General features: G+C 62.5%; 4 protein-coding genes. 3 read left to right on the top strand and 1 reads right to left on the bottom strand.

From position 1 onward, the window contains the following. On the top strand, positions 1-2,419 hold a 2,419-nt coding region (gene gyrA, locus VF497_RS10840), incomplete at its 5' end, for a DNA gyrase subunit A (RefSeq protein ID WP_330888546.1). 52 nt (positions 2,420-2,471) lie between these two features. On the opposite strand, the gene VF497_RS10835 is transcribed toward gyrA, so the two are convergent. Further along, positions 2,472-2,948, bottom strand: coding sequence for a peroxiredoxin (locus VF497_RS10835; protein ID WP_330888544.1), 477 nt, complete (start codon positions 2,946-2,948; stop codon positions 2,472-2,474). Between the two features lie 135 nt (positions 2,949-3,083). On the opposite strand from VF497_RS10835, the gene VF497_RS10830 reads away from it, so the two are divergent. Both VF497_RS10830 and VF497_RS10825 read left to right on the top strand, forming a co-directional pair. Further along, a complete protein-coding gene (locus tag VF497_RS10830) occupies positions 3,084-3,482 on the top strand; it encodes an Hsp20/alpha crystallin family protein (protein WP_330888542.1) in 399 nt (132 codons plus the stop codon). Positions 3,483-3,666: 184 nt separating this feature from the next. Beyond that, a partial coding sequence (locus tag VF497_RS10825) for a DnaJ domain-containing protein (protein WP_330888540.1) occupies positions 3,667-3,934 on the top strand: 268 nt, incomplete at its 3' end.

Raw genomic sequence — 3,934 nt, 5'->3', positions numbered from 1 at the left:
CATCGTCCGCCTGGCGCAGGACTTCTCGATGCGCCACATGCTGGTGGACGGCCAGGGCAACTTCGGGTCCGTGGACGGCGACAACGCCGCGGCCATGCGGTACACCGAAATCCGCCTGGCCAAGATCGCCCACGAGATGCTGGCCGACATCGACAAGGAAACGGTCGACTTCCAGCCGAACTACGACGGCAGCGAAAACGAACCGTCCATTCTGCCCGCGCGCATTCCGAACCTGCTGATCAACGGTTCGTCGGGTATTGCCGTCGGCATGGCGACGAACGTGCCGCCGCACAACCTCACCGAAATCGTCGATGCGACGATCGCACTGATCGACAATCCCGAGTTGGGCTTCGACGAACTGCTGCGTCTCGTGCCGGGGCCGGACTTCCCGACTTACGGCATCATCAACGGCGCGGCCGGAATCATCGAGGCGTACAAGACCGGCCGCGGCCGCATCTACGTGCGTGCCAAGGCCGAGATCGAGACCGAGGACAACGGCCGCGAGACGATCATCATCACCGAACTGCCGTATCAGGTGAACAAGAAGCGCCTGATCGAAGCGATCGCCGAGCTGCACAAGGAGAAGAAGCTCGAAGGCATTTCGCCCGACGGCCTGCGCGACGAATCCGACAAGGACGGCATGCGCATCGTCATCGAGGTGCGCAAGGACACGCTTGCCGAAGTGCTGCTGAACAATCTCTACCAGCAGACGCAGATGCAGGTCACGTTCGGCATCAACATGGTCGCGCTTGTCGACGGCCAGCCGCGCCTGCTCAACCTCAAGGACATCCTCGAGGCGTTCATCCGCCATCGTCGTGAGGTGGTGACCCGGCGCACGATTTTCGAACTGCGCAAGGCGCGCGACCGCGCCCACGTACTCGAAGGCCTGACCGTCGCGCTCGCCAACATCGACGAGATGATCGAGCTGATCAAGACCTCGGCGTCGAGCGAGGAAGCCAAGGAGCGCATGCTCGCCAAGCGCTGGGAGCCGGGCCTCGTGCGCACGCTGCTCGCCGCGTCGGGCGCGGATGCGTCGAAGCCGGAAGACCTCGCGCCGAACGTCGGCTTGTCCGAAGTCGGCTACCAGCTCTCGGAAGTGCAGGCGCAGCAGATTCTCGAAATGCGCCTCGCGCGCCTGACCGGACTCGAACAGGAAAAGCTGACCGACGAATACAAGGAACTGCTCGGCGTAATCGCCGGCCTGATCGAGATCCTGATGGATCCCGATGTGTTGCTGCGCGTGATCCGCGACGAGCTGATCGAGATCAAGACGCAGTACGGCGACGCGCGCAGAACCGTGATCCAGGCCAGCCAGGAAGACCTCGACGTGCTCGACCTGATCGCGCCCGAGGACGTGGTCGTCACGCTGTCGCATGCGGGCTACGCCAAGCGCCAGCCAACCACGGTCTATCGCGCGCAGAAGCGTGGCGGCAAGGGCCGCTCGGCGACGGCGATCAAGGAAGAGGATTTCGTCGAAAAGCTCTGGGTCGTCAACACGCACGACACGCTGCTCGCGTTCACGAGCCTGGGCCGCGTGTACTGGCTCAAGGTGTACAAAATTCCCGAGGCCGGCCCGAATTCGCGTGGCCGCCCGATCGTCAACCTGCTGCAGCTCGAAGAGGGCGAGAAGGTGCAGGCGATCCTGCCGGTGCACGAATATCGTGAAGACCACTATGTCTTCTTCGCCACGCGCAACGGCACAGTGAAGAAGACGCCGCTGACCGAGTTCGAATTCCAGTTGCAGAAGGGCAAGGCGGCGATTTCGCTCGACGAAGGCGATGCGCTCGTCGACGTGCAGCTCACCGACGGCACGCACGACGTGATGCTGTTCGCCTCGAACGGCCGCACCGTGCGCTTCGCCGAAGACGAAGTGCGCGCGATGGGCCGCGGCGCCAGCGGCGTGCGCGGCATCCGTCTCGCCGCAGGCGTGCAGGTCGTCTCGCTGCTTGTTGTCGAGCATGCCGCGGAACAGGCCGGTGACGACGACGAGTCGAGCGAAGCGACCGAGGCCCAAGTGCTCGCCGAAGAGCCCTCATCGCCGTCGGAAACCTATGTGCTCACCGCGACCGAACGCGGCTACGGCAAGCGCACGCCTTTGTCGAAATACCCGCGCAAGGGCCGCGGCATCCAGGGCGTCATCGGCATCCAGTGTTCCGAACGCAACGGCAATCTGGTTGGTGCGGTTGAGCTGGACGATGCGCACGAGGTCATGCTGATCTCGAACCAAGGCACGCTCGTTCGCACTCGCGCGAACGAGATCGCCAAGGTTGGCCGCAACACGCAGGGCGTGACGCTGATTCGCTTGCCGACCGATGAGTCGCTTGTCGGTGTTGTGGCGATCGAGTCGATCGGTGCCGAAGAGGACGAGATCGGCGAAGCAGATGTTCCAACGGCAATCGCGCCGCCGCCCGCGGAATGAACAGACGTAGAGCGTAGGCTGGGCCGACAAGCCCAGCCTACATGTCGCGTGATCAGATCACCGCGAGCATCGATGCCGCATCGGACACTTTGAACTCGCCCGGCGCTTCGAGATTCAATGCCTTGACCACACCGTCGTCGGCATAGAGCGCGAAGCGCTTGCCGCGCATGCCGAGGCCGAACGCGGTGCCGTCCATTTCGAGGCCGAGCGCCTTGGTGAACGCACCGTTGCCGTCGGCAAGCATCCACAAGTCTTCGGGCACGTGCTGGTTCTTCGCCCAGGCGTCCATGACGAAGGCGTCGTTGACCGCGATGCAGGCCACGTCCACGTTCTTGCCCTTGAACTCCGCGAATTTCTCCACGTAGCCCGGCAGATGCTTGGCCGAACAGGTCGGCGTGAACGCGCCGGGCACGGAGAACAGCACGACCTTCTTGCCCTTGAAGATCTCGTCCGTGTTGACCGCCTGCACGCCGTCCTTGAGGTAGTTGAGGGTGATGTTGGGAAGGGTGTCGCCGACGCCGATGGTCATGGCTCTGATCCTTTCAATGGGTGGGTGCCGATGATACGGCTTAATCCTCGCCAACTTCATCCCTTGAAAAGATTTCGGCCATCCGCATTTTTCTTGCCAGCGGGCAATCAGCCCGAATCACCTCAGGAAAAAGACATGACCATCACCCACTACCAGAACTGGCTGCGCCCGCATCACCGCCATTTCTTCGTCGACCATCAGGATGCGAATTCGTGGACGCCGCGCGTCGACGTGCGCGAAGAGGACAACCGTTACGTGATCCTTGCCGACATCCCCGGCGTGGACTCGAAGGACATCGAGATCAGCATGGACAAGAGCGTGCTGACGATCAAGGGCGAGCGCAAGTCGGAGACGACTGCCGAGAACGTGAAAGTTACGCGTGTCGAGCGCCGTCATGGTGCGTTCGAGCGCAGCTTCGCGCTGCCCGATGGCGCCGATGCGGATGCGATCACGGCCAGCGGCAAGAACGGCGTGCTCGAGATCGCGATCCCGAAGAAAGCGCAGGCGGCGCCGCGCAAGATTGCGGTGAATTGAGCAGGCATTTTTGCGATCGTCCCTGATCGCGAAGATCAAATAAGCGGCCATCCCCTGGCCGCACTTCTCGACAAAAGCAATTTTTCGGAACGCCTTTTGGACGGACCCGCGGTCGGCTATGCTGGCCGCGGGTGTTTCTGCTTTCCTCGAACAGGAGCTCGTCTTCTGAGGCCGTAGACCATATATGCAATTCAAAGACTACTACGACATCCTCGGCGTCAAGCCCGGCGCGACCGAAGCGGAGATCAAGACCGCCTACCGCAAGCTCGCCAAGAAATACCATCCCGACGTGAGCAAGGAGGCGGGCGCCGAGGAGAAGTTCAAGTCGGTCAACGAGGCCTACGAGGCATTGCGCGATCCGGCCAAGCGCCAGGCTTACGACCAGATCAAGGCGCAGGGTTATCGACCAGGGCAGGAATACCAGCCGCCGCAGGACTTCGGTGGCGGCCAGG

Origin of the sequence: Rudaea sp. (assembly GCF_036383415.1) — a bacterium.
Taxonomy (GTDB): Bacteria; Pseudomonadota; Gammaproteobacteria; order Xanthomonadales; family Rhodanobacteraceae; genus Rudaea.
Note: the sequence above shows the minus strand (reverse complement) of the source record. Positions and strands in the feature narration are given on the sequence as shown.

What these genes read in the sequence shown, in the direction of transcription:
- VF497_RS10835 (WP_330888544.1), bottom strand. Translation starts at nt 2,948, where the DNA reads ATGACCATCGGCGTCGGCGACACCCTTCCCAACATCACCCTCAACTAC.
- VF497_RS10830 (WP_330888542.1), top strand. Translation starts at nt 3,084, where the DNA reads ATGACCATCACCCACTACCAGAACTGGCTGCGCCCGCATCACCGCCAT.